This is a genomic window from Thermomonospora umbrina (assembly GCF_003386555.1).
GTDB classification, from domain to species: Bacteria; Actinomycetota; Actinomycetes; order Streptosporangiales; family Streptosporangiaceae; genus Thermomonospora; species Thermomonospora umbrina.
This window is the reverse complement of the sequence record NZ_QTTT01000001.1, coordinates 661,605-687,526: the sequence shown is the minus strand read 5'-3', so window position 1 is coordinate 687,526 and position 25,922 is coordinate 661,605. Positions and strand designations below refer to the sequence as shown.

The 25,922-nt window shown below is 72.4% G+C and carries 21 protein-coding genes; 7 read left to right on the top strand and 14 right to left on the bottom strand.

Features of this window, described 5'->3' with window-relative positions:
* Positions 1-34: 34 nt before the first annotated feature.
* The 13 genes from DFJ69_RS03010 to DFJ69_RS02950 all read right to left on the bottom strand — a co-directional run bounded on the left by DFJ69_RS03010 (position 35) and on the right by DFJ69_RS02950 (position 16,656).
* A complete protein-coding gene (locus tag DFJ69_RS03010) occupies positions 35-1,114 on the bottom strand; it encodes a polyprenyl synthetase family protein (RefSeq protein WP_116021062.1) in 1,080 nt (359 codons plus the stop codon).
* Positions 1,115-1,153: 39 nt separating this feature from the next.
* Positions 1,154-2,677: an ABC1 kinase family protein gene (locus DFJ69_RS03005; protein ID WP_211328498.1), complete on the bottom strand. Its 1,524-nt coding sequence runs from the start codon at positions 2,675-2,677 to the stop codon at positions 1,154-1,156.
* Positions 2,674-3,015 (bottom strand): polyhydroxyalkanoate synthesis regulator DNA-binding domain-containing protein, encoded by a 342-nt coding sequence (locus DFJ69_RS03000; RefSeq protein WP_116021061.1) that lies wholly within the window; start codon positions 3,013-3,015, stop codon positions 2,674-2,676. Before DFJ69_RS03000 ends, DFJ69_RS03005 begins: the two co-directional genes overlap by 4 nt.
* 5 nt (positions 3,016-3,020) lie before the next feature.
* Entirely contained in the window at positions 3,021-3,455 is a 435-nt protein-coding gene (locus tag DFJ69_RS02995) for a hypothetical protein (RefSeq protein ID WP_116021060.1), read from the bottom strand.
* 35 nt (positions 3,456-3,490) lie between these two features.
* Positions 3,491-4,555 carry a terpene synthase family protein gene (locus DFJ69_RS02990; protein ID WP_211328497.1) on the bottom strand — a complete coding sequence of 355 codons (1,065 nt, stop codon included), beginning with the start codon at positions 4,553-4,555 and terminating at the stop codon, positions 3,491-3,493.
* 148 nt (positions 4,556-4,703) lie between these two features.
* On the bottom strand, positions 4,704-5,159 hold the full coding sequence (locus tag DFJ69_RS02985; protein WP_116026352.1) for a VOC family protein: 456 nt from the start codon (positions 5,157-5,159) through the stop codon (positions 4,704-4,706).
* 169 nt (positions 5,160-5,328) lie between these two features.
* On the bottom strand, positions 5,329-5,907 hold the full coding sequence (locus DFJ69_RS02980; protein ID WP_147312192.1) for a hypothetical protein: 579 nt from the start codon (positions 5,905-5,907) through the stop codon (positions 5,329-5,331).
* Entirely contained in the window at positions 5,844-6,236 is a 393-nt protein-coding gene (locus DFJ69_RS02975; RefSeq protein WP_147312191.1) for a DUF6114 domain-containing protein, read from the bottom strand. The genes DFJ69_RS02980 and DFJ69_RS02975 overlap by 64 nt, the downstream gene beginning before the upstream one ends.
* Complete coding sequence (locus DFJ69_RS02970) at positions 6,223-6,825, bottom strand: DUF6230 family protein (protein ID WP_116021057.1); 603 nt, start codon at positions 6,823-6,825, stop codon at positions 6,223-6,225. The genes DFJ69_RS02975 and DFJ69_RS02970 overlap by 14 nt, the downstream gene beginning before the upstream one ends.
* Positions 6,826-6,854: 29 nt before the next feature.
* The gene (locus DFJ69_RS02965) at positions 6,855-8,015 is read right to left on the bottom strand and encodes an SDR family oxidoreductase (RefSeq protein ID WP_170177524.1); all 1,161 of its coding nucleotides are present in this window, start codon (positions 8,013-8,015) and stop codon (positions 6,855-6,857) included.
* Positions 8,016-8,038: 23 nt separating this feature from the next.
* A complete protein-coding gene (locus DFJ69_RS02960) occupies positions 8,039-13,711 on the bottom strand; it encodes a type I polyketide synthase (protein ID WP_116021055.1) in 5,673 nt (1,890 codons plus the stop codon).
* Positions 13,712-13,723: 12 nt separating this feature from the next.
* Entirely contained in the window at positions 13,724-15,337 is a 1,614-nt protein-coding gene (locus DFJ69_RS02955; protein ID WP_116021054.1) for a PfaD family polyunsaturated fatty acid/polyketide biosynthesis protein, read from the bottom strand.
* Positions 15,334-16,656, bottom strand: coding sequence for a wax ester/triacylglycerol synthase domain-containing protein (locus DFJ69_RS02950; protein WP_116021053.1), 1,323 nt, complete (start codon positions 16,654-16,656; stop codon positions 15,334-15,336). The genes DFJ69_RS02955 and DFJ69_RS02950 overlap by 4 nt, the downstream gene beginning before the upstream one ends.
* A gap of 364 nt (positions 16,657-17,020) precedes the next feature.
* Between DFJ69_RS02950 and DFJ69_RS02945 the strand changes: the two genes are divergently transcribed.
* On the top strand, positions 17,021-17,458 hold the full coding sequence (locus tag DFJ69_RS02945) for a hypothetical protein (protein WP_116021052.1): 438 nt from the start codon (positions 17,021-17,023) through the stop codon (positions 17,456-17,458).
* Between the two features lie 101 nt (positions 17,459-17,559).
* On the opposite strand, the gene DFJ69_RS02940 is transcribed toward DFJ69_RS02945, so the two are convergent.
* The gene (locus DFJ69_RS02940) at positions 17,560-19,185 is read right to left on the bottom strand and encodes a hypothetical protein (protein WP_116021051.1); all 1,626 of its coding nucleotides are present in this window, start codon (positions 19,183-19,185) and stop codon (positions 17,560-17,562) included.
* A gap of 510 nt (positions 19,186-19,695) precedes the next feature.
* On the opposite strand from DFJ69_RS02940, the gene DFJ69_RS02935 reads away from it, so the two are divergent.
* From DFJ69_RS02935 to DFJ69_RS02910, 6 genes are all read left to right on the top strand, one after another.
* Positions 19,696-20,340 (top strand): M15 family metallopeptidase, encoded by a 645-nt coding sequence (locus tag DFJ69_RS02935; RefSeq protein ID WP_116021050.1) that lies wholly within the window; start codon positions 19,696-19,698, stop codon positions 20,338-20,340.
* A complete protein-coding gene (gene alr / locus DFJ69_RS02930; protein ID WP_211328496.1) occupies positions 20,337-21,467 on the top strand; it encodes an alanine racemase in 1,131 nt (376 codons plus the stop codon). The genes DFJ69_RS02935 and alr overlap by 4 nt, the downstream gene beginning before the upstream one ends.
* Positions 21,464-22,441, top strand: coding sequence for a D-alanine--D-alanine ligase family protein (locus DFJ69_RS02925; RefSeq protein ID WP_116021049.1), 978 nt, complete (start codon positions 21,464-21,466; stop codon positions 22,439-22,441). The genes alr and DFJ69_RS02925 overlap by 4 nt, the downstream gene beginning before the upstream one ends.
* A 111-nt stretch (positions 22,442-22,552) precedes the next feature.
* Positions 22,553-23,248: a response regulator transcription factor gene (locus DFJ69_RS02920; RefSeq protein ID WP_116021048.1), complete on the top strand. Its 696-nt coding sequence runs from the start codon at positions 22,553-22,555 to the stop codon at positions 23,246-23,248.
* Entirely contained in the window at positions 23,241-24,401 is a 1,161-nt protein-coding gene (locus DFJ69_RS02915; RefSeq protein WP_116021047.1) for a sensor histidine kinase, read from the top strand. The genes DFJ69_RS02920 and DFJ69_RS02915 overlap by 8 nt, the downstream gene beginning before the upstream one ends.
* 156 nt (positions 24,402-24,557) lie before the next feature.
* Complete coding sequence (locus tag DFJ69_RS02910; protein WP_211328495.1) at positions 24,558-25,769, top strand: ROK family transcriptional regulator; 1,212 nt, start codon at positions 24,558-24,560, stop codon at positions 25,767-25,769.
* Positions 25,770-25,922: the final 153 nt, after the last annotated feature.

Genomic DNA, 25,922 nt, shown 5'->3' with positions numbered 1-25,922 from the left:
GAAGGGTCGTGTCCGCCCGGTGATGGTCAGGCGGTCAGGCGGCGCGGTCGACGGCCGCGGCGACCAGGTCCGTGAGGGCCTGACGGGCGGGCGGGCCGACCGGGGCAGCGGCGAGGACGGTCAGCGCCCGCTCCCTCCGTTCGCCGATCATCGCCTCGACCGCCCGCGGCGCCCCGGTGTCGTGCAGGGCCTCCCGCAGTCGGCGGGCGCCGGGCCCGTCCAGCGTCGGATCGCCGTAGAGGGCCTCGATCACCCGGCGCTGGGTCGGGCGGCCGTGCCGGAGCGCGTGGGCGACCAGCGCGGTGGGCTTCCCGTGCCGGAAGTCGTCCAGGTCGGGCTTGCCGGTGACGGCGGGGTCGCCGAACGCGCCCAGCAGGTCGTCGCGGAGCTGGTACGCCTCCCCGAGGGCCAGCCCGAACGCCGAGTACGCCCGCAGGAGCGCGGACGATCCGCCCGCCAAAAGACCGCCGATCAGCAGCGGCCGTTCCACGGTGTACTTGGCGGTCTTGTAGCGCACCACCGTCATCGAACGCTCCACCGACGACGGCCCGCGGGCCTCCTCCAGCAGGTCGAGGTACTGGCCGTGGAAGACCTCCGTGCGCATGCAGTGGTAGCAGTGACGGGCCGCGGTGAGGCGTTCGGGCCCCAGCCCGCTGCCGTACAGCAGCTCGTCGGCCCAGGCCATGCACATGTCGCCGAGGAGGATCGCGGTGGAGATCCCGAAGTGCCGCGACTCGCCGCGCCAGCCCGAGCGGGCGTGCTCGCAGGCCAGCGCGCGGTGGACGGTGGGGCGGCCGCGGCGCAGGTCGCTGTCGTCCATGATGTCGTCGTGGATGAGGCAGAAGGCGTGGAACACCTCCAGCGCCGCGGCCGCCCTGATGATCTCCGGCGAGTCCGCGGCCTCCGCGCCGCGCCATCCCCAGTAGCACAGCGTCGGCCGGATCCGCTTGCCGCCGCGCAGCACGAAGTCCCGCACCGTGGCGAACGCGAAACGGACGGCCGCCTCTTCGGTCGCGTCGAGCCGCGCCCCGAGGAACTCCGTCAGCACCTCGTCGACCCGCTGCCGCACCCGGCGGGTCAGCGCCGTCACCTGCGGGTCCTCTCCGGCGTCCATGCGGCGTTCCCTCCCTGCGTCGATCTCGGACGAGGTCTGTCAGACGGCGGCCCTCCTGCGCCGGGCCCGCCACGCTAAGGCCCCGGCCCCGACCGCCAGCACCGCGGCCGGCAGCCGGTTCCCGGTCCGCGCGGAGCCGAGGGAGGACCGGCCACCCTTCTCCCGCAGACCGCCGATCCGCACGGTGAAGTCGCGGTTGGCCACGTCCCGGACCAGCCCCCGGAGCTGCTCGGGGGCCAGCATGTTGCCGATCATGAGATCCATCGCGGTCCGCGCCGCCTGGATCTCGGAGATCGACTCCCGGACGAGGTGGATCAGGATCGCCCGCAGCTCCTCCTCGAACACCTCCGTCAGCGCCAGCTCCGGGGCCAGGTACCGCACCGAGCCCTCGATGTTCGCGAACGACTTGCCCAGCAGCGAGATCACCGGGCTGGTCTGGATCCCGCGCCGGGTCGAGTACTTGAGCACCGAGGTCAGGGTGACGCCGAAGTCCAGATCCTCCAGCGACGCGGTGGCGATCTTCGGCACCAGGGTGGCCATGTCCCCGGCGAAGCCGGCGATGTCCGCCCACGGGGTGGCCTTGCCCAGCTCGACCCAGGCGCGGGCCAGTCCGGGCCCGTCGTTGTGCGCCAGGCTCAGCAGGACGGTCATCATCGTCATGCTCATCCGCCGGTCGACCCGCCCGACCATCCCCCAGTCGATGAGGTGCGCCTTCTCCCCGGGCGCGACGAAGATGTTCCCCGGATGGGGGTCGGCGTGGAAGAACCGATCGGCGAAGTAGCCCCGGTACATGAACGCCAGCAGGTCGCGACCGATGCCGACCCGCTCCTTCTCGGTGAGCGAGTCGCGGTCCACCTCGCGGATGGACGCGCCCGGCGCCAGGCTCTGCACCATCACCCGGCGGGTCGCCAGGATCACCTCCGGCACCGCGAGGTGCTCGAACCGCGCGACCAGCTCCCGGGCCCGGTCCATGTTGGCGGCCTCGACGGTGAAGTCCAGCTCGGCCTCCATCGCGTCGAAGATGACGTTCAGCGCGGCCTCGATGTCGATGACGGCGTTGAGGTCGGGCAGGGCCCGGGCGACGAGCCGGGCCGCCCGACGCATCATCCGCATGTCGTCCAGCACCAGCGCCCGGATGTCCGGCCGCTGGATCTTGATGACGGCGCTCTGACCGCCGGGCAGCGTCACCCGGTACGCCTGCGCGAGCGACGCCGAGCCCAGCGGCCGGTCGGAGTCGATCCGGACGAACCTGCGCGCCCAGTCCTCGCCCAGCTCCTCGGCGAGCACCGGCTCGAAGATCGAGAACGGTGCCACGGACACGTTGTCGTGCAGCCTCGCCAACTCGGCCATGGTCGCCGGGGAGACGATGTCGGGCCGCGTCGAGAGCATCTGCCCGACCTTCACGTAGAACGGGCCCAGCCGTTCCAGCGCCTCCCGGACGGCGCGCGGCCGATCGGGGGACTCGCCGGAGCGGAGGCTGCGCGCCCGCACGACCCTCGCCGCCTCGGCGCGGGCGAGCCCGGCGAACACCCCGGCCACGGTGAGCAGGCGCTCGACGCTCACGGTCGGCCCCCTCCACCGCGCCGGCCCGACGGGCGTTCGGCGGGCTCGGCCGCCTGCGTCACCAGGCCCGCCAGCCACGCCGGCCCGTGGGCCGACACCGCCCCGGCCACGCCCGGCAGCGCGGTCAGCAGGATCTCCACCAGCACCTCGTTGGTGCACTCGGTGCCGGTGCCCTGCCGATGCGCCCGGAACGTGCGCCCGGCCCGCACCTCGTCGCCCAGCTCCGCGAGCCCGATGACCCGCCGCTCGTCGAGGTCGTACAGCCGCCCGTCCGGTCGGCGACGCAGCCGGAGGGCGCGGCGCCGCTCACGGCGCGGACGGGCGGGTCCCGCGGGCATCGGGCTCACTCACCGCCGTCGGTCGCGCGGAGGGCGGTGACCTGTCGGGACAGCCCCTCCACCCGGCGGCCCAGGTCGGCGATGGTCTCCGCGAGATCGGCCGGCTGCTCGCCGCGCCGGCCCGCGGGTCGGCGGGACTCCCGTCGCCCCGGACGGCCCGGCCGGCCCGGACGCCGCCGGCGTCCGCCGCACCGGCGCAGCTCCCGGTACAGGTCCTCCAGGTCGTCCAGGAGGTCGTCGATCTCCTCGTCGGAGCAGTCGTCCCAGTCCCGGTCGTCCCAGTCGTCGTTCCAGTCGTCGTCCCAGTCGCGGTCGCGCTCGTCGACGGCCTTGCGCGCGGCGCGGCGCAGGTCGCGCTCGACGTCGCTCGCGCGGTCGAGCGTCTCGTCGATCAGGTCGCCGACGTATCGGGTGGTGCCTCTGCGGCGTCGTCTGGCCATGGTCCTCGTTCCTCCCGGAGGGTTTCTCGGTGTGCTCACACGTCCCACCACCACACGACGCTCGGCAGGGGTATCGGCTCCCTGCTGTCGTCGAGCGGGCTCTCGGCCCAGGTGATCGGCGAGGTGTCGGTGTCTCCCGGGCGGGCGCCCCGGCTGATGTAGCGGGGCACCCGCAGACCCCATTCGGCGTTGCCCCGGATACCGTGGGCCAGCCCGTCGACGTAGCGGCGACCGGGCGCGCTCAGCCGGGCGCGGACCTGCTCCCGCAGCCGCAGGAAGCGCAGCAGGACCCGGTCGCGCAGACCCACGGCGGTGCGCACCGCCTCGGCGAGGGTGCAGCCGTCGTGGGCCGCCAGGACGGTGAAGACGTTCTGGTCCGTGTGCCCGCGGCCCAGCTCCTTGGGCAGCGAATGACGGTCGTTGTCGAGCGCGGCGACCAGAATGGCCATCTCCGTGAGTGCCCGCACCGCCGGGGAGTCCATCTCGGCGGCCGGCACCTCCGCGCCGTCGGCGATCTCCAGCATCGCGAACGTGGGCTCGCCCCCGGCCGAGTGCAGCCGCATGGTCAGGTAGTCGTCCAGGCCCGGCATGTGGCCGCGCGCCCGGTTGGCGATCTGCCAGGCGACCCCGGACAGCCACGCCCGGTGCGCCGCGACGAACCGCTGGAACTGCACCGGCGTGCCCACCGCGCGGAACCGCGCGGCGATGTCCTGCAGCGCCCGGGCGTAGGCGTCGTCCCCACCGGACGGGACCGGCCGCTCCAGGGCCCGCTGGATCCGGGCGGCCATCGGGACGAACTCGCCCGGACGATCGCTGTAGTGGCCGGTGTCGCAGCGGGCGTCGTCGAAGGCGAACCCCCAGTACACCCACAGCGCCGCCGCGAGAAGCCGGTCCTCCTCCGCGCCGGGGGCGAAGCGGGCGTAGAAGTCGGCGCTGTTGGTCCCGACCACCCAGGCGCGCTCGCGGCTGTCGGCGCACAGGCCGATCCGCTCGATCCACGTGACGGCCCGGCGTTCGACCTCGCGCCATCCGGGGTTGATGGCGTGCTCCAGCGGACAGAAGATCGGCGGCAGCTCGCGATGGTCCAGCACGTCGGCCATGAACGGTCCTCGCTGCGGCGCGGGCCCTCTGCGGCCCGGAGCGGGGGGACGCGCCGACCTGGAATGACTACGTTTGGTGAGACATCATGACGGTAAGTGCCTTTACTGAGGGTGGTCAAGAGGTCACCCAATTTTCTGGAACGTCTCGTCAGGTCCCGTTCCCCGGCCGCTCGGCGAAGACGCCCTCCAGCATCCCGGTGGCCTGCCCGACCTCGATCAGGTAGCCGTCGGGATCGCGCATGTAACAGCGAAGTTCGGCTCGACGGTCCAGCGGCTCGGTCAGGAACCGGGCGCCCTTGGCCGTGGCCTGGGCGTAGAAGGCCGCGATGTCGGCCACCCGCACGTTCATGAACGCCGACACCGGATCTCCCGCCTCGGGCGGGGTCAAGGTGACGTCCGGCTTGTCCGGCGTGGGACCGCCGCCGGGGTTCATGATGATCCAACTGTTGGCGACCTTGACGATGGCGGGATTCTCCTCCAACACCACCTCGCCGCCGAGAACGTCGGCGTAGAAGTCGCGGGAAACGGCGACATCGCGGACCGTCAAGAACTGGGTCACCACGAGCCCCTGCTCCGGCGTCGGCCAATGATCCCGGTTCGCCATCACCACCCCCACCTTCCACGCGGCAGCGGTCGTTGCCTGCCCCGCCCGCACCAGCGCAAAACATCGGCCAACGCCGTTCGGCCGACTCGCGGCCTCCGCCGGTGGAGGTCTTCTCGCCGTGCCGCACCATCGATGGGCGGCGCATCGACCTCCGTGGAGAACGGCCGAGTCACGTCCTGGGGAGAGGTCTCATGACGAGCTTCTTCATCGTTGCGGTGTCGGCCTCGAGATGGAGATCGTCGAGGACCACCGCGGTGAAGCTCATCGTCGGGAGGACCAGCGGCGGCGGGGCGGCGGGGGTGAAGTCCAGGGGTATCAGTCCCAACAGCCGGGCGGAGAAGCGTCCCACGTGGACGACCACGCCTCCGCTCAACGAGAGCGAGTCGGCTCGCAGCGCAACGTGGCCGGTCCGCGTGCTCATCAATCCTCGAACCCCGCTCAGCTTCGCCGAGTCCGCGCTGAAGCGCAGTCGTGGTCGAGGCCCCGCCGCCGTGGAGACCTGGACGACGCCTTCGTAGCGCAGACCGGACATGGTGAGCGTCGCCGCGCGCATCGAGACCTCGTCGGCGGTCGCCATGATGGACGTCTCGGGGCGGGGATTCTCGATGCGCCGGCCGGTCGTCGTCTCCGAGAGACAGGGCTGCGCGGTGATGGGCAGCAGGAGGACGGCCGCCGCGACGATCATCATCTCGGGGGCTCCGACGACGAGGACGACGAGGACGACGACGACCGCGCGGTGGTCGTCCAACCGAAGGAGAGGCCGCCGCCGAGAAGGGCGAGGGCCATTCCGACGCCGAATCCCCCGAGATTGGCGGTGATCCACGAAACGATTCCCAGGAGCACCGTGACGACACCCAGAAACGAGTGCTGGGCCGGCTGGCACCAGACCGTGACCCCGGCGGTCACGAGCAGGAGCGCGACCGTTCTCCCGGACAGGCCGGGCATTCCGAGTTGCACCTGTTGCGACAGCGGAGCGAGCGGGACGAGGAGCAGTTCCGCGCCGGCGGAGACCGTCAACAGGCCTCCCCAGAACGGGCGGGTGGCCCGCCAGCGGCGGAAGCGGTCAGAAGCATTCATGGCGGCCCGGTTTCACGGCGATGTCGAGCCCCTTGAACTTGAACGCGCCCGCGGTGATCGTGTGCGTGTGGAGCCGGAAGTCGGTCAGTTCCAGATGCCGCGCCTGCTGACCGTACTGGCCTCGGCGGCCCAGCAGTTCGCGCGGACCGCCGGACAGGGACGCGCCGTCCCGGCCCAGCACGAGGCCGTCGAAGGTGGCGTCGGTGTCGATCCGCGTGAGATCCAGGACGAGGTCCTCGGCCTCCACGGGCTTACCCCTCCCCGAGCGCAGGACGAGCGTCATGGCGCCCAAGGGGGTGTCCGTGAGCACCGACACGCACATCTCATGGAGTCGGGCGTGCCCGATGCCGGTGGCCAGGACATGGTGGGAACGCCCGCTCGCGTCCTTGTCCACGGTGGTGAACTGGACCAGGCCGGTGCCGTCGAGGCGGTCCGCGCGGACCTTGAAGGCGTCTCCCGCGACCGCGAGGCTCGCGGCGACCGAGCCCTGTGCCGTCAGCGCCACCACAAGGGTCGAGATCGCCGCGGAGGGGACGAGGAGAAGGGCGGTCCTCCTCCATCGCACCTTGCCGGTAGGGACGTCGTCCATGGATCTCCGATCGCCGTGACCCTCACAGATCATCGATTGTTCGGCTCTTTCGCGGTGACGGCCTTGGTGAGGCCGGGGACGTTCTCGAGGGCCCAGCGGACACAGACCTCCGTCGTTCGGGGGCTCGGCGTGACCGGTCGGGACACGGGAAGCGGCTCTCGTACCGAGAGATAGGGCAACAAGGGCGCGAGCGGGCCCGCCTCATGAGCCGTGGTGATCGGGACGATCGGTATCTCCGGCAGCGGTTCGGCGCCGTGCTCGACCAGCCATCGATCGGCGGCGGCCACGGACGCGTTCACGAGTTCGGCCAGGGTCGGGGCCCGCCCGCCCAGGCCCACGGTCTCCACGCGGGTGGTGTCGGGCCGGGGGGCCTCGGCCAGGTCGAGCAGGCACTCCGCGACGGCGCAGACGGGCACCACGTCGATGAGGGCGGCGGGGTCTCCGGCGATCTCTCGGAGAAGTCCCGACCCGAAGGCCAGCGCGAGGAGGTAGGGCCCGGCGAACCGGGCGACCGCTCCGTCGGACCGACGCCCGATGACGATGGAGGGACGGACGATGGTCAGCGGTCCGTAGCGCTCCGACGCCACGCGTTCCGCCTCGGCTTTGGACCATTCGTAGGAATTGCGGAAGTCCCCCGGATCCGCGGACTCGACACCGCCGGTCAGTCCGGTCGCGTAGGCGGTCGAGACGTGGACGAGGTGGGTCCGCGGTGACACCAGCGGCGCGAGGGCGAGCAAGGGTCCGACGTTCGCCGCCCGTGCCTCGTCCGGCGGCAGATCGAACCGCGGCCGGGCCGCCGCGTGCACGATCACCGTCCAGGGCCTGCGCAGCTCGGCCGGCGGTTCGGCCTCGCCCATCCGCCAGGCCACCGACCCGTTCCCGCCGCGCGCCGAACAGCCGACGACGTGCCAGCCGCGACGCCTGGCCTGCTCGACGAGTTCGACGCCGACGACCCCCGAGGCGCCGGTGACCAGCATGCTGCGCGCGGCGCGGCCCCGCGCCCCTTCGACCTGGAGATACGTCTGGTGCGCATCGGTGAGGCGGTGCAGGAATTCCTCATGCGCGCCGGCGACCAGCTCCCACTGCCCGGGCGACCCGGTCGACCGCGTGGCGGGCGCCGTTCGCGGGTCATCGGGTTCCTGGGCCGGCGGAAGCGAGGGAGCCGGCGGCATCAGGGAAGGCTCGGACATTCTTCCTCCTGGGGTGGGGGCGTTCATGAGGGCCTGCGCACCAGGTGAACCCCCCTCAGCTCGATCCGCGCCGTGCCGTCGGCGTCCAAGAGGACGACGTCGCACTCGGCATGGGCGGCGGCGGTCTCCCCGGCGAGGACCAGGCAGGTCGCCGGTTCGTCGATCAGCCCGCCGCGACGGACGCGGCACTCCCGCACACCCATCGGCAGGGTCGCCGCGCCCAGCGCGTGCCCGGCCCACAGCCCGGCGAGCTGGAGGGCGCCGTCGACCGCACCGGGATCGGACCGCCAATGCCGACCGCTCGCCCAACCGAGGCCCCGTGTGCCGATGACCGTTGCGCGAGCACCCCCGGCGCTCACGCCGTCGACGGACTCGAGCGCCTGGAAGGCCGGGCCGTGGAACAGCACGCCCGTGGAGTAGAGCTCGCCGGCCGATCCGAGCGAGATCAGATCCTGCGGGGGAGTCCAGTGGCCGTTCGTCGCCTCCTCCGGGGAGGTCGAGCCCGGCACGATGGCGCGGTAACACGGGCGGCCGGTGTCGTCCGAAAGCCTGAGTTCCAGCCCGCCTCGCGAGGGCGGCTCCGAGCCGATGTCACCGGCGCACACCGTGAGGCGATGCCCGCCGTCGGCGAACCGCGGGAGTTTGAGCCCCCGATACACCTTGAAGTCCCGCAGCAGAGGACGGCCTTCGCCGGGCCGCGCGTCATCGGCCGCGGCGAGGAACCACTCGAGCACCACCGCGGCCGGCACGACCGGGACGTCGGCGATGGTGTGGTCGGCCAGGTGGAGATGACCGGCCTCGTCGATCTTGAGCCGTGCCGCCGTACGCGGCGGCCGGAGCAGGGGCGGGGCGCTGCGGATCACCCGGACCCCGGTGGGCTCGGACAGCTCGGCGAGGAACGCGTCGCCGCCGGCCTCGTACGGGATGAGCCCGTAGCCGGCCGAACGGAACCTGGCGGCCAGTGCCTCGGAGACCATTCCTCCGCTCCATGGGCCCCAGGCGATCGCCCTGACGAGACAGTCGGGACGACGCGCGCCTTCGGCCACCAGGACGTGTTCCAGCGTCTCGTTGGCCATCGCGTAGTCGCACTGGCCCGGCGTGCCCAGATGCGCCGAGACGGAGGAGAACGCGCAGAGCAGGCGCAGCGGGTCCCGCTCCGTGGCCGCGAGCAGCGATCGGAGCCCCTCGAGCTTGGTGTCGAAGACCCTGTCGAACTGCGCATCCTCCTTGGCGGACAGCAGGCCGTCGGCCAGGACCCCGGCCCCGTGGACGAAGCCGGTGATCGGCCCCCACTCTCGCCGCACCCGTTCGAGGGCGGTCGCGACCGCGGTGTCGTCGCGTACGTCCACGCACAGATAGCGGGCCTCCGCTCCGGCCGCGGCGAACGCCGCCATCGACGCCTTGATCTCCCGCACGGCGAGGACGTCCCGGGCCGTGGCCCTGATTTCGAGGGGATCGGCCCCGGCGGTCGCCCGTCTCGCCAGCGCGCCGACCACCGCGGCCTCGTCCTCGGCGTCCGCGAGCCCGGACGGCTCGTCGTTCAGCTCGGTGCGCCCCAGGAGGACGAGCCGTGGACGGCTCGCCGCGCTCAACGCCCGTAGCGCGACCGCCGTGATGCCGCGCGCGCCGCCGCTCGCCACGATCACCGGCGCGTCGCCGAGCGCCGCCGGGACGCCCTCCGACACCTGATCGTCGGGGACGGTCTGCTCGTAGCGCAGCGTGACCCTCGTGCCGTCGGCGCGCAGACCCACGTTGAGGGCGGGGCCGCCCTCGGCGAGCTCTCGGGCGATGGCCGCCGCGGCCTCCGAGGCGTCCGGCAGGGCGCAGTCGATGGCCTTGACGCCGGCCGCCGGCCACTCCGCAGCGGCGGTGCGGGCCAGCGCGGACAGGCCCGCGAGCCACGCCACCGACGGCGTCGAGCCGGTGAGGCCGAAGTCGCCTCCGCCGTTCTGGACGGTGACGAAGATCCCGCCCTGTTCGGCCATCCGCGTCGCGAGCGCGCGCGCCGTCCGGAAGCAGGACCGTTGGACCTCGAGCGCCTCGTCGATGGAGCGTACGTCGCGGAGCCCGTCCAGCAGGACGACGCCTCCGGCGTCGTCGGGCACCGTGTCCACGACCTCCGCCTCGATCCCGCGGGCGGCCAACTCGGTGACCAGCAGGGGAGCCACGCCGCCGAGGTCGTCGGTGACGGCGATGCGGCCCTCTCCGAGACCCGCCATGCCCAGCCCCGTACACGGGGAGGGGACTGCGCGCGGCACCTGCCGGTGCACGGGGGTCACCTCCTCCGCGTGCGGCGGCGTCTCGTCCCGGGGCGCCGGGCGCGGGGTTCCCGCGAGCAGTTCCTCCGCCTTCGCGATGACGTCGCCGATCGTCCGCAGGGCGGCGAGGTCGTCCAGCAGCGCCTTATCGATGTCGTTCAAGGAGGGGACGATGCCCTCCAACGAGGAGAGGATCTCCACGCGTTTGATCGAGTCGATGCCGAGGTCGCGGTCCAGCTCCAGTTCGTCCTTGAGCATGTCGGTGGGATAGCCGGTCTTGTCCTCGATGACCGACAGGACGAACGTCCGCACGTTGTCCGGTCTCAGGTCGGTGGCTTCGGAGGGGGGAGCGGTGCCCTCGACCCGAGATTCCGCGGGCGGTTCGACGGGGTGGGGCGGCACCGCCGGTTGCGGGGGGAGGGCCGGCATGGGCGGCGGCGCGCCCTCGGGCGTCCCCGCGAACGAGCGTTCGGCCAACTCGAGGAACTTCTGGTGGGATTCGGAGAGCATCCGCTGGTAGGCGAGGTGGACCTCGGTGGTGCGCTGGAGCATCTCGTCGCTCGTCGCCGGGATGGCGGCGGCGGCCGGCCGGGGCGGCGCCTCCCGAACGTCCTGCTCGTCGAACGGGTAGGGCTTGCCGTAGTTGGTGCCGGAGATCCGCACCGCCAGCCGGGAGACCTCGGACGTGGTGGACGCCGTGTCCTCCGGCTGCGGCGGATACCCGTCCCAGAGCCGCTCGTAGTCACCGGTGATCCCCTGGACGGCGAGGAGCCCCAGGCCGTTGTTGAGGCCGGTCACGCCGTCGGTCCCGCGCCGGTCGAGGCTCACGGCGCAGTGGTCGCGGTCGCCCAGCACCTGGCGGACCAGACCGGTCAGCACCGTGCCCGCGCCGACCTCGACGAACGTTCTGACACCGGCCGCGTACATCGCCTCGATCTCCTCGCCGAAGCGCACGGGCGCGGCGACGTGGGCGGCGATCATGTGACGGATCTCGTCGGGCTCCGCCGGATAGGGCTCGGCGTTCGCGTTCCCGTAGACGGGCCGGTCCGGTGACGCCACCTCGATGTCCTGCAGGAACTTCGAGAACGGTTCGATCGCGTCCCGCAGGAGGGGGCTGTGGAACGCGAGGGACGTGTCCAGCGGGCGTGCGCCCAGCCCGCGCCCCGCGAGTTCGTCCCTGAGCGCGTCGATCGCCTTCCGCGTGCCGGAGACGATCGTCTGCGCGGGAGCGTTGTACCCGGTCACCCACAGGTCTTCGCCGCCACAGGCGGCGAGGGCGGCTTGCACGGTGTCCGCGTCGGCCGCCACCGCGACCATCCCGGTCGGCACCGTCACCGCCTCGTTCATCGACTGCCCTCGGTGGCGGGCGACGCGCAGGAGGTCGGGCGCGGTGAGAACGCCCGCCGCGTGCAGCGCGACGAGCTCTCCGAAGCTGTGGCCCGCCGTGCAGTCCGGCCGGATCCCGAGGTCGCGCAGCAGCGCGAGCAGGACGAGGCTGTGCGCGGCCATCGCGGGCTGCGCCTGTTCGGTCGCCGTGAGCCATCGCTCTTGGGTCGTCCGCTCGAAATCCCCGAACGCCGGTATCGGGAAGACCGCGTCCCGAACGACGTCGCCGACCTCGTGGCGGGCGATCTCGTCCCAGACGGCCAGCGCGGTGGGATAGGCCATCGCGAGGTCCGCGCTCATCCCCACGTACTGGGCGCCCTGACCAGGGAACAGAAAGGCCACCCGTCCCTGCGAGGCCGGCCCGGGCCGGTAGTGCAGGCCGGGGAACGAGAACTCGCCGTCGGGGCTCCGCTCGATCAGGTCGCCCGCCCGGGCCAGCTTCTCCGCCAGGTCCGCGTCGCTCTCCGCGACGACGGCGAGGCGGGCCCCGGCGTCCTTCTGGAACTCTCCCTGAGATCGTCTCGCGACGGCGGCCGGCCCCCCGCCCGTGTCGATCGTCGCGCACCGGGCACGGAGTTCGCCCGGCGAATCGGCGCTGAGCAGCACCAGCTCCGAGGGCAGCACCCGTCGGCGCGGAGCCTTCCTGTCGCCGACGTACTCCTCCAGGGTGAGATGGAAGTTCGTCCCCCCGAAGCCGAAACTCGAGACCGAGGCGCGTCTCGGGTCCCCGGTCGGATGCACCCAGGGGCGAGCGACCGTGTTGAGATAGAACGGGCTCGTCTCCAGGTCGAGCGCCGGCTCGGGGCGCTCGACCTTGATGGTCGGCGGGAGCACCCCGTGCTGCAGGGCGAGGACCGCCTTGAGGAGCCCGGCGGCCCCGGCCGCGGCCTTGGTGTGGCCGATCTGGGACTTGACCGAGCCGACCGCGCACCACTGGCGGTCGCCCCGCCCCGACTCGTCGAACACCTTCCGCAGTGCGGCCATCTCCGTCAGGTCACCGGCCACCGTGCCGGTCCCGTGGGCCTCCACCAGCTCCACCGTCTCCGGCCCGTATCCCGCCAGCTCGTAGGCGCCGCGCAACGCGCGGGCCTGCCCGGACTCCTGCGGCAGGTAGATCGCGGTGCTCTGCCCGTCGGACGAAGAGCCGATGCCCCGGATGACCGCGTGGATCGGGTCGCCGTCCCGTTCGGCGTCGTCGAGCCGCTTGAGCGCGAACATGGCCAGGCCCTCGCCGAGCATCGTCCCGTCCGCGCCCTCCGCGAAGGGCCGGCAGTCGCCCGTGAACGACAACGCCGGCGTCTTGGAGAAGCACAGATAGGTGACCGGGTCGTTGAGGGTGTCCACACCTCCGGTCAGCACCACGTCGCAGCGGTGCAGCTCGAGTTCGGCGATCGCCATCGACAGCGCGGCCAGCGAACTCGCACACGCGGCGTCCAGCGTGCAGTTGGTGCCGTGCAGGTCGAAGGTCTTGGCGATGCGGCCCGCGACCACGTTGCTCAGCAGACCCGGAAAGGTCGACTCCTGCCAGGGGAGGAATCCGTCGTCGACGATACGGTCGCAGATCTGCTGGGCCTCCTGCTCCGGGATCCCCTGACGGCGCAGGCCGTTGAGCCACAGGGGACGCCCCATCCGCATGGCCATCACACCGAGGAGTTCGAGCGCCGTGCAGCCGAGGATCACCCCGACCCGCTCGCCGGCGCCCGCCCCGACCCCCCGCTCGGTCATCCGGGACAGCAGGCGACCGGCCACGAAGAGCGACAGCAACTGCGAGGTGTCGGTGGCGGAGAGCGCCTTCGGCAGGATCCCGAAGGCCGTGGGGTCGAACTCGACCTCGGGCAGGAACGCCCCGCGCCGGCAGTAGGTCCGGTCCGGCGCGGTGGGGTCGGGGTCGTGGTAATCCTCGACCCGCCAATGCGTCGCCGGGACGTCGGTGATCAGATCACGGCCCGTGACGACGTTGCGCCAGAAGTCGGCGACGTCGAGCGCGCCGGGCATCACGGCGTCGAGGCCGACGATCGCTATGGGACATTGGCGCCGAGCGGTGCCGGGCATGGGGTTCCCCTTTCAGATCAGTCGGCGTGGGGCGAAGGAGAGCGCGGCCACCGGGATCGGCACCCCGTGCACGCGGAGCTGGTGCGCGCGGGTGAGGGCCGCCGCTCCCTCGAGCAGGTTGTAGGCGACCTGGGCGACGGTCCGCTCCCCGCCCTCCGCCAGGAAGGAGCCCGCGGTCCATTCGTTGAACGCGCCGACGGCGGGGCCGCACCAGAGCTGGTAGTCGGTCACCCGGTCCCGATCGCCGACGATCGCCCATCGGCCGGCCATGCCGAGATACCAGCGGAAGACCAGGGCCATCCGGTGCCTCGGGTCGCGTTCCGCCCGTTCGAGCTGTGCGGGGTCGCGTTCCGCCCAGAACTCCCGGGTGGCCGTCCAGACGTCGTCCACCGAGGCGCGCCACAGGTCGCGTTCGAGACCCGCCAGGGTCCGCGCCGGGATCTCCTCCAGCGATCCGTGGTCACGGTAGATCTCGTAGAGGCGGGCCGCCCGGCCGGCGAACATCGTGCCGCGCCGCAACACCTGCACCTTGATCCCGGCCTCGAACATGTCGGCCGACGGCGCCATGGCCGTGTCCGCGATCCCGGCCCGGGCGAGCAGCTCCTTGGCGGCGTCCGACACACCGGCCTCCACGGTGAGCTGGTTGATCGAACCGGTGACGACGTACGCCGCGCCCAGGGCGAACGCCGCGGCGACGCCCGCGGGGTCCCCGATGCCGCCGGCGGCGCCGATCCGGACGGGTGTGTCATGGCCGTGGCGTTCACCGAGGCGATCGCGCAGCCTGCAGATCACCGGAAAGGCGGCGGCCAATGGGCGGTTGTCGGTGTGACCGCCGCTGTCGGCCTCCACCGTCACCTCGCCCGCCACGGGGATGCGTGCGGCGAGCGCCGCCTCCTCCTCGGTGATGAGCCGGCTGTCCACCAGCCTTGCCAGGATCGCGGCGGGGGCGGGTGCCATGAACTTCGCCGCCACCTCCGGTCGCGAGACCTTGGCGAACAGGTGGGTCCGGCGGACCACCCGGCCGGTGTGATCGGCCCGCAGACCCGAGACGGCGCACCGGACGACGGCCGGGGTGAGGTCCATGAACGCCGAGGCGGAGATCCGCTCGACCCCGTGCCGCAGCAGCACATCGGCGACGACGTCCTCCGCGCCCGGATCGTGAATGAGATTGACGCCCCAGCCCCCGGACCGGCCGAGACCGGCGGACAGTCGCACGACGGCCCGTTCCACCTCGTCCGCCGGAAGCCCGGCGGCGCCGAAGAACCCGAGCATCCCGGCCCTGGCCACGGCGGTGACCATGCGCACCGTCGCGATGCCGCACGCCATCTCACCGGTGACATAGGGAAAACGCAGGCCGTGCGCCTCGCAGAACGAGCGATCACCGAGCCACTCCGGATACAGCGGGGGCACGGTGCCGAGCAACCGGTAGCCGTCCCGCCCGCTCCCGGCGCGGCCGCCCATCCCCAATCCCACGCCCAGTCCGGCGTCGGCGATGACGTGCACCGGATCACGGACCCGTGCCGCGTACGCGGTGAGCGCCTCCCGGCCGAACGCCGCCGGCTGCCCGTTGGGCTGCCAGAACGCCTGCGGTGCGTGCGTGCGCCCGGCGCCTTCGGGCGGCGTCATGGGATCGAGGGCGCGGGGACGGCCGTCCTGAGCTCCTCGATCGCCGCGCACCATCTCTCCGCCAGCTCGTCGGCCGCGTCGCCGTGGCCGGAGTCGACCATGAAGCCGGCGCAGGCCCGGTCCCGGTAGCAGGTCAACGCGACCGCGAGCCGTTGCCCCGCGGGAAGGAACGACAGCGGAACGATCTCGCGCACGGGCCGGCCCAGCGCGTCGCACGGCTGCCGAATGCCGGGGACGTTGGTGGCGAGCAGATGGGCGGTGCGCGGACTCAACGCCTGGGACAGGACGAACTGGCTCAGCCACCGCGGAATCCTCGTGCGGAGCATCCGTTCGGAGTCGACCGCGGTGCTGGCCCTGATGGGCTCGGTGACGTCCTTGAGGATCGCCAGTCGCCGCACCGGATCGGGCTCGGCACAGGGCAGCCGTCCCCGTTCGGGCGCGATGCGGACGTCGGTGTCGCCGTGTTCACCGCCGGCCCTGGTGCTGACGGGAACGAGGGCCCAGAGCGGCCGCCCTTTTTCCTGGAGTTCGTGCCAGGGGGAGTCGGGCCATTCACGGAGCGCCGTCGTGAGGGCGGCGAGATAAACGGTGTTGACGGTCGTGTCGTGCCGCTTGCCGATCTCGCGCATCAGCTCCAGGCTCGTCGTCGCCCAGGCGAGGCGGCGTTCACCGGTGAGCGCGGTGTCCGAGATTTTCATGGCCGGTGGGAAAAGCCCGCTCGCCAGTCGGCAGGCGCCGAGGGCCGCCCGCAGGGGCCGGGGTCGACCGGTGCCGCGAGGAATGCGCGGGCCCACCGTCTCGGGTCTTTCGCCGAACATGAGGCGGCCCACGTTCTTCATGGCCGAGACGCCGTCGTGCAGGGCGTGATGGCCGAGATAGAGCCCGGCGAACTCGTCGTCGTCGTAGCCGTGGATGATCCAGAGCCGCCACGGCGGATCGCCCTGGGTGAACGGTAGGGCGAGCAGTTCGTTCACCGCGCCGAGGAGCGCGGCCCGGCCCGAACCCGCCGGCAGGATCCGCTCGCGGCAGTGCCGGGTCAGGTCCAGCGTCGGGCGCGGACGCCATGCGGCCTGCCGAAACGATCCGGGTGTGAGCCCGCATCCCATCAGCGGCTGCTCCGGCAGCCGCAGGGGCGCCTGCTCGTAGATCTCGGCCATGGTGGGGGGCTTCCCGTGGAAGAGGACCAGCCCGCCGATCCCGAGATTGGTCCCGGGGTGGGCCCGCTCATACCCGAGGAATGCCTTCTCGGCGGGCCCGAGGGGGCGGTCCGGGGCTGAATGGCCAGGGTTCAGATACACCGACTCGTCGTCTTGCGCCACCAAGGTGGGACACCCCTTCCGTCACGGGATCCTGCTGCGACGCCGTCGCCCAACGGAGACCGTTCGACGTTCAAGGCCAAAAGGAACGCCAACCCTCGCCATGGCCCTTCGCCGCTCCGGGCCGGCCACGTGTCGGCCAAGGTAGCAGCGTGGGCCATCCCCATTCAATGGAGAGGCAAAGTTTCCATTGATCCAATTCTCTTTTGGTCGTTCGATGGCGCAACGGCGGGGTTGTCCGGAAGAAATGCGGGTTTGCGCAAATGATCCGTCGGCGGTGCGAGCCGTTCCCCGTTCGGGGTTGAACCGGTCGTTTGCGGGGCAGGTCCCGCAAGGCAGGATTAGCGCATATTTCGGGGGGTAATCAATGCGCGCATTCACCGTGACGGCGGTCGCCGTCACGACCTTCGGCGCCTACGCCGTGGCCACCGGCCCGGCGCAGGCGGCGCAGACGACCCAGACGGCGCAGACCGCTCAGACCGCTCAGACGACTCGGACGGCCAGGGCCGACGAGCCCGTCGCCGGTCGGGCGGCGCCGGCTCGGGCCAGGGTGCGGATGTCCGTCCACCCGCGGACGGTACGGGCGGGCCGCCACATCCGGGTCACGATCAGGTGCGCCAGGACGCCTCGGCGAGGGTTCATCGACGGGCCCACCTCGTTCGGGCAGATCTATCTGCACGGCCGCCGCACCGTCCGGGTGCGCGTGCCGTCGGCCACTCCGTCGGGCCGCCACCGGGTGTACGGCTACTGCCGGGCCCGTTCGACCCCGAGCGGCCACGCCTACTTCCGGGTGCGCCGGCGGTAGGCGTTTAGGGGAACCCCGCCCGGGCCGTGACGACCGTCACCGCCCGGGCGGGCGCGCCCGTACTCCCTGGCCGAGCATGACCATCGCCGAGACCGGCCTGCTCAACGCATGGGGGCCTGCTCGGGGTAGGTCTCGGCCGGGCAGGTGGGGTTGCCGGCGGCTCGGCGTGCGCGTTCGGCCGGGTACTCGCCGGCGAGGGCCGCGCGCGGCAGGTCGTCCAGGGCGAGCAGGGTGTCGCCGACGGTGAGGGTCTGGGCGTGCATCCGGTGGAAGTCGATGGCCCGCCTGCCGAACGAGGGCGCCCACAGCGACCACGGGCCGGAGACGCCGGCCAGCGTGGGGATCAGGCGCCGCTGGTAGGCGGTCCCGAGCCCGCCGAAGGAGCAGTGGACGGGCACCCGGGAGGCGTCGGGCGGGTCCAGACCGGGCAACACCATCGTCTGCGGGACGCCCCGAGCGTCGACCGCCTTCTTGAGCGCCTGCGCCAAAACGCGGCTCTCTCCGGCGAACCAGCCGTAGGGCTCGCCCCTGCCCGTGAACACCAGGCGTCGGCCGGGACCGTCGGTGCGGTCGACCGGCAGGATCTCGCGGGTGCCCAGATGCTCGACGGCGAACACGAACGCCACCGAGCCGGAGTCGTACCGGGAGTCGAGCCGGCGGGCGTGGCGCTCGGCTCCCTCCTTGGACATGTGCAGGTGGGCGGTGGAGAAGACGAACTCATAGGTGCGCGGTCGGCACCGTGCGGGCAGGGCCGCCAGATAGCGGGCCAGCGCCAGCACGGCGGCGTTGCCGTTCTCCTGCACCCAGGTGTTGCCGTCGGTGTTGGTGTTGACGACGATCCGCTCGCCGCCGCGTCCGGGCAGGGTGGCGATGAGGTTGCGGGTGGACGCGTCGTCGGCCTCGGCGAGCACCGTGATGCGCGCGGTGCGACCTCGGGCGGCCATCCGCTTGAGCAGGACCGCCTCGTCCACACCCGCCCACACCGCCGGGACGGCCCAGTGGGTGCCCTGGTGCGGGTCGAAATAGCCCCGCACCTGGCCGGCGGGCACGTCCCAGGCGAAGACGACACCGGCCGCGCCCGCCCGCCCGGCCGCCAGCAGGTCCGGGCCGAAGTTCGCCGTGTACGGCCGTCCGGAGCCCTCCGCCGCTCGCGTCTTCCGCGGCGGTCCCGACCTCGCGTTCGGGATCGGCGTGTCGGGCACGTCACGGATCACGATCCGGCCGCGGGCGTTGGCGGCCGTGATCGATCGATCCCTCGGCAGGTACTTCAGCCGGCCGGTCCGCCCCGCCGCGCCGGTGGGCCGGGAATAGGGCACCGCGCCCGCCGTGGCCACCCGCACCGACGCGCGCCCACCGTTCAGCACGGCCAGTCGTCCGGCCTCGCCCAGATCGCGTCCCGGACCGGTGGCCGCCTTCGGCGTGGGCTGCCAGCGCCTGATCACGTACGAGTCCGAACGGACGCTCATGCCGGGGATGCGCTTCAGCCGGCCCTCCAGCCAGCGGAGCAACCGGTCGTGGGCGGGGGAGGCGGTGGTGCGCAACCCGAACCCGGCGATGCGGGCGTTGAGTCGCTCCAACTCGCCCGCGTCGGCGAAGGCCGACGCGTCCACCCGCGCCGGGCATCCCGTGGACAACGCCCGCCCTGACCGCCCGGCGCTCGTACCTCCGGCGATCAACGAGCCCACGGCCAAGGAGATGACCGCACCGACGGCCACCGGCCACCGCATCCGGCGCCCTCCGCCGCCCCCGGAACCGCTCGGACCCAACAAGAAGGGCATATCGGCTTCCTTGGCATAGAAGATCGTCGTGGGGCCGGGGACGGTAGGGGCGCACGACGTTCCGCGGACACGGCGCGATCACCACACGCGCCATGGCCGCCGTCGGACCCGGCCACCGAGGCCGCTCATCCCCCTGGACGCGGTCGACGAATCACTCAACGCCTTGGCCGGAGCTGAGGCAACCACGCCGTACCGGTGGACGGAACGTGCCGCGGGCGGGAGGGCGGGCTCTCTTATGGCGGAGGACGGCGTGTATCGCGAACGTATCGAAAACCGCATACGCCACCGCAACAGTCTTCCGTCTTCCCTGGGAGCATGAACCGCAGCAGATCAGAAGCCCTGTCGCCCCGACGTACGCGCAGGAGCGGGCTCGTCGGTGCGGCGATCACCGCCCCGCGCCGCCGCCCGGCGCTCGCCGACCGCCCGTCCCTTCGGTGGTGAGCCGTGGTGGATTCACCCTTGGGGATCAAAGAGCGCGCCCTGGCGATCGCCACTCGGCTCGTCGCGGTGCTGCTGGTGCCGATCGCCTTCTGCCGCGCACCGGGACGCGCGCGTTTCCTGGCCTGCCAGTGGGCGTTGGGCATGCGCTTCCCCGCCGAGGATCTGCACGGGTTGGCACCGGAAACGCTGACGGCGTTCACGCACGCCCGGGCCGAGGCGTTCTGGCGCGACGGGCAACTGATCGGCCTCACCTCGGGCCATCGCGACGCGGCGCACCAGCACCGGATCTTCATCGAGGAGGTGCGGCGCACCGGCTCGGTGGCCGCGGCGCGACGCCGGGTGCTGCCCCCGGAGGAGTCGGGCCACGTGCGGGGGCTCGCGCTCGACGTCCGGCCCACCGAGGGCGCGCGGTGGCTCGAACGGCACGGTGGGCGGTACGGGCTCTACCGCGTCTACGACAACGAGTGGTGGCACTTCGAGTACCGGACGGTCGAGCCGGTCAGGCTGCCGCATCCGGATGCCGCGGCCCGGCCGTCCGAGCACGGTGCCGCGTACGGGCTGCGTCCGATCCATGGCCATGGATCTCGGCATGACGAACCGCGTCTCGATGTCGTCGACGATGGTCGCCCGCCGAGGTACGCGGACCCGAGGACGCGGCCGTGAATCGGGTCTCGGTCGCGCTCGAGCGCCGATCGGGTGCCTGGCGACCGCCGACCCTGCAGACGTTGCCGTCGGCGGTGGCCGCGAACGTGGCCGAGATGCGTGCGCGGACCGCGAGCACGATCATGGCCGTGGTCAAGGCCGACGGCTACGGCCACGGCGCCGTCACGGTCGCCCGGGCGGCCGTCGCCGCCGGTGCCGGATGGCTCGGGACGACGAGCGTCGCGGAGGCGTCGGCGTTGCGCGCCGCCGGGTTGGCGGTGCCGATCCTCACCTGGCTGCACCCCAGCGGGATCGACGCCGAGGCGGCGGCGGCCACCGGGGTCGACGTCGCGGTCGGTTCGGTGGATGAGCTCCGCGCGCTTCTCGCGCAAGCCGCGTCGCCGGTGCGGATTCATCTCCACATGGACACCGGAATGTCCCGTGGCGGCTGTCCCCGCGGGCGGTGGGACGAACTGATCGGTCTCGCCCGGCGCGGTCAACGGGCTCGGAGGGTCCGCGTCGTGGGTGTGATGGGACATCTCCCGCTGGCCGACCGGGCCGACCCCGCGGCGAACGCGTCGGCGGTCGCCGGCATGCACGAGGCGCGGCGGGCGGTCCGGGCGGCGGGGCTCGGTTCGCCGCTCGCCCATCTCGCGGCCACGTCGGGGACGCTGACCGACCCGGCGACACATTTCGGCATGGTCCGCGTCGGGGCGGGACTGGTCGGCATCGACCCCTCCGGGACGGTGGAGATGCACGGCGCGTCCCGTCTGACCGCACCGATCGTGCACACGACGGCGGCCCCGGCCGGCACACCGGTCGGTTACGCCGGCACGTACGTCACCGATCGCGCCACCCACCTGAGCGTCCTCCCCCTCGGATACGCCGACGGGATCCCGCGAGAGCGCCTGCCCCAGGCCGGCGTGGAGATCCGCGGTCGCCGATTCCCGATCGTCGGACGGGTCTCGATGGACCAGATCGTGATCGATACCGGCGCCGAGGCGTTCCCGGTCGGCACGTCCGCGACCGTGTTCGGCCCCGAGGGCGGCGCGACCCCCGGCCTCCGGGACTGGGCTCGTTGGGCCGGGACCATTCCGCACACCATCGTCACCGGCATCGGGCCGCGCGTGAGAAGGAGCATCGCATGACACGACGCATCGTGGTGATCGGCGGCGGGGAGAGCGCCGAGCACGACGTCTCCCTGGCCACCGCCGAGGCGGTCGCGGAGGCGCTGCGTTCCGGCGGATTCGCCGTCGACGAGTTGACCATCGACCGCGACGGGATCTGGAGGCGAGGGGCGGACGCGCTCGGGTCGCGGACCATCGGTTCCCTGGCCGGGGCATTGAACGTCATCGAACGCGCCGACGTCGTCTTCCCCGCGGTCCACGGACCGTTCGGCGAGGACGGGACCCTCGCGGCGTTGTGCGCCCTGACGCACACGCCGATGGTGGGCTCGGGCCTGCGCGCCGGAGCGGTCTGCATGGACAAATGGGCGACCAAGCTCGTGGCGGAGGCCGTGGGGATCCCCACCGCTCCCGGCAGGCTGGTGGCGGCGGCGGAGATCGCCGAGGTCGGGTTCGCGACGGACGTGGTGGTGAAGCCGGTCTCGGCCGGGTCGAGTTTCGGTGTCTCCCTGGCTCGCGACGCCTCCCGGCTGCGCGAGGCGCTGCGCCATGCGGCACGATTCGACGACCGGATCCTGATCGAGGACGTCGTGCGGGGCCGGGAGATCGACGTGGCCGTGCTGCGTGAGGCCGACGGCCGTCGATGGGCGTCGCCGCCGCTGGAGATCCACGCCGACGGCCTGTTCGACACCCGGTCCAAGTACGACGGTTCGGCCCGGTTCAGCGTGCCCGCCGACCTCGACGGCGCCGACCGGGAGGCCCTGACCGGGGCGGCGCTGCGGATGTTCGACGCGCTCGGCTGCGCCGGTGTCGCCCGCATCGACTTCTTCCTCACCGACCATGGACCGGTCCTCAACGAGGTCAACACCATGCCGGGAATGACGGCCCGGTCCCAGGTGCCGAGAATGTTCGCCGCGGCCGGACTGTCCTACGAGGAACTGGTCGCGCGCCTCGTCGACGCCGCCGCCGTGCCCGGGCCCGAGCGTGTGGAGCCATGACCCCGTCGATCCGAGGAGACCGGGCGGACGTCGCGAAAGGCAGCGGAAAATCACGGTCACCGTGACGGTCCGCATACGTCGGCGATATGCCGTGCTGCTTAGGGTTCGGGTATGCGCGTGTTGATCGTGGAGGACGAGCCCTACCTGGCCGAGGCCGTCCGTGACGGTTTGCGGCTGGAGGCGATCGCCGCCGACATCGCCGCCGACGGCGACTCCGCCCTGGAGCTGTTGAGCGTCAACACCTACGACCTCGCGGTCCTGGACCGCGACATCCCCGGCCCCTCCGGCGACGAGATCGCCCGGCGGATCGTCGCCTCCGGCAGCGGCATCCCGATCCTCATGCTCACCGCCGCCGACCGGATCGACGACAAGGCCACGGGGTTCGAGCTCGGCGCCGACGACTACCTCACCAAACCGTTCGAGCTCCGCGAGCTGGTCATGCGGCTGCGGGCGCTGGACCGCCGGCGCGCCCACGCCCGACCTCCGGTCACCGAGATCGCGGGCCTGCGGCTGGACCCCTTCCGCCGGGAGGTGTTCCGCGACGGACGCCACGTCGCGCTCACCCGCAAGCAGTTCGCCGTGCTCGAGGTCCTCGTCGCCGCCCGAGGCGGCGTCGTCAGCGCCGAAGAGCTGCTGGAACGGGCCTGGGACGCCAACGCCGACCCCTTCACCAACGCCGTCCGCATCACCATCTCCGCCCTGCGCAAACGACTCGGCGAACCCTGGCTCATCGCCACGGTGCCCGGCGTCGGCTACCGCATCGACACCGACGTCGACCCCGCCCGTCCCGACGGCGCCCATGAATAGACGCCCGGGGCTCAGCGCCCGACTCAAGCTCACCCTCAGCTACGCCGGGTTCCTCCTCGTCGCCGGCGCCCTCCTGCTCGCGGTGGTGTGGGTGTTCCTGCTGCGCTACGTACCCGAGGGCGCGCTCGTCACCGAGCATCCGGGGAACGGACGGCCCGGTGGGCCGGGCTGGCCCCAGGGGCCGCCGCCGGTGTACCGACCCGGCCGCGCCGACCTCGAGCGCGCCTTCGTTCCCCGCGCGGCCACGGCGATGGCCTTCCTCTTGGTGTTCGGCCTCGTGGGCGGGTGGATCCTCGCCGGCCGGATGCTCGCACCGCTCACCCGGATCGCGGACGCGGCACGAATGGCCGCGAGCGGATCGCTGTCCCACCGGATCCGCCTTCAAGGCCGCCGGGACGAGTTCCGCGAACTCGCCGACGTGTTCGACACCATGCTCGAACGACTGCAATCCCACGTCGCCGAACAGCAGAGGTTCGCCGCCAACGCCTCCCACGAACTGCGCACCCCGCTGGCGATCTCCAAGTCGCTCCTCGACGTCGCCCGCAACGACCCCACGCGCGACAAGGGCGAACTCATCGAACGCCTCGACACCGTCAACACGCGGGCGATCGACCTCACCGAGGCCCTTCTGCTGCTGAGCCGCGCCGACCGCGGAAGCTTCACCCGCGAGCCCGTCGACCTGTCCCTCGTCGCCGAAGAGGCCACCGAGACGCTGCTCCCCCTCGCCGAACGCCGTCAGATCACCCTCGAGGTCACCGGCGAGAAGGCCCACACCGACGGCTCCGCGGCGCTCCTCCTGCGCATGGCGACCAACCTCGTCCAGAACGCCATCGTCCACAACCTCCCCGTCGGCGGCATCGTCATGGTCCACACCGCGGCGCAGCACGACGCGAGCGTGCTGCAGGTCGAGAACACCGGCCATCGACTCCCACCGGAACTGATACCGACCCTCACCGAGCCCTTCCAACGCGGAACACAACGCACGCGCACCGACGAGCACGCCGGCGTCGGCCTCGGGCTGGCCATCGTGCAGAGCATCGTCCGAGCACACGACGGCACCCTCGACCTCACACCCCGCCCCACCGGCGGCCTCCTGGTCACGGTCCGACTTCCCCGCACACCGCCCGCATCGTCCCCGAACGCGGCCCACTAGATCGTCGACCGCGTGACCTCCACCCGCGACGACCCCGCCGATCAACGCGCCGGGCCCACCCCCGATCACGATGGTCGGATGGACGTGTTCGAACAGGGCCCGCACGGAGCGGAGGCGGGTGATTTCTGTCTTCATGAAAGAAAGTACTCTGGGGGCATGACGGACAAGCTCGGGGTCGGGTTCACGATGGGCCGTGGCGGCGGGAGGCTGGGGCGGGCGGAGCCCGAGTCGGCCGGGGACGGGACCAAGGCGCAGATCTTCGCCGAGATCCTCAGCTCCGGTCCGTTGTCGCGCACCGAGGTGGCGCGACGCCTGTCGCTGTCCCAGTCCACGGTGACGAAGATCGTCAACCCGCTGGTGGAGCTGGGCTATCTGGTGGAGGCCGGTGAGCGCAGCTCGGGGAACGGGCGGCCGCAGCGGCTGGTGCGGGTGGCGCGGGACGTGCACAACGCGATCGGCGTCAAGCTGGCGCCGGCGCACGTGACGGCGGTGCTGACGGACCTCGAGGCGGGTGTGCTGTCGCGGATGCGGGTGTCGATGCCGCCGGGGTACTCGCCCGAGTACGCGTTGGACACGGCGGCGGCGGTGGTGGACGAGTTGTTGGAGGCGGCCCCGGGGGCGCGCGAGCGGCTGCTGGGCGTGGGTGTCGGCCTGGGCGGGCATGTGGACTCCCGGTCGGGCCGATGCGTGTACTCCGGTGTGCTGGGCTGGCGGGACGTCGACCTGGCGGGACGGCTCGCCGAGCTGGTGGGCCTGACGGTCGTCGCCGACAACGACGTGAACGCGCTGGTGATCGCCGAGCGGTGGTTCGGGGAGGGGCGCGACAGCGACTCGTTCGCCGTCGTCACGGTCGGGGCGGGGATCGGGTGCGGGCTGGTGCTGCGCGGGGAGCCGTACGTGGGGGTGGCCGGGCTCGGCGGTGAGCTGGGGCACGTACCGGTGCAGCACGAGGGGGCGCTGTGCTCGTGCGGGAGCCGCGGCTGTCTGGAGACCGTGGCCTCCGACGTGGCGGTGATGCGGCGGATCGCCGCGTCCGGCCTGGAGTGCGCGAGCATGGAGGAGGCCGTCGTCCTCGCCCGGCAGGGCGAGCCGGCGGCGGTGGCGGCGTTCGCGTCGATGGGGGAGGCGCTCGGCCGAGGCCTGGCGGTGCTGTGCAACCTGCTGAACCTCGACAAGATCGTCGTGACCGGTGAGCGGGCGGGCGCCCACGACCTCTTCGGGCCGGCCTGTGAGGCGTCGTTGGAGGCGCACGGTTTCTCCTCCGCGGCGCGGGACTGCACGCTGATCGTGGACGTGGCCGACGACTACCTGTGGGCACGGGGCGCGGCCTGCCTGGTGATCCGTGACGCGGTGCACGTGAGCCGCTGAGGGCCGGGCCCGCCGCGCACGCCTCCCGACGGACTCGCCCGTACGCGCGTCCCGCCGGGACCTCCGGCGACCTCGCGGCGGGAGCCGCCGATCGGGGTTGGCGCATGCCGTCTCCTGAGCGGGCGAAGCCTGTGGCTCCGGTCACAGCGGGGC